The organism is Komagataeibacter intermedius TF2 (genome assembly GCF_000964425.1).
Classification (GTDB): Bacteria; Pseudomonadota; Alphaproteobacteria; order Acetobacterales; family Acetobacteraceae; genus Komagataeibacter; species Komagataeibacter intermedius.
In genome coordinates, this window is sequence record NZ_BANF01000471.1 from 1 (window position 1) to 205 (window position 205).

Below are 205 nucleotides of genomic sequence, written 5' to 3' on the forward strand. Positions count from 1 at the left end.
GTGCGCACTGGCACGCAGAACGCACTCATCGGAACCCGCTCAACGGCGGCTACAATGAAATGCGCCATATCGTCAGCAGGAAGCCACGACTTCAGATCAGGAGGCAGAAGATACGGCTGAGACCGGTCAAACGGGATGAAGCTGCTCATCTCACCACCTTACAACCTTACCCCTTCACTGGGTAACCCAACCCGACAGGCTGCTA

At 56.6% G+C, this 205-nt stretch carries 1 pseudogene; it reads right to left on the reverse strand.

Annotated features, from left to right (window positions below):
- Positions 1-149: pseudogene (locus B7449_RS20235) on the reverse strand (IS5/IS1182 family transposase); the annotation flags it as partial.
- Positions 150-205: the final 56 nt, after the last annotated feature.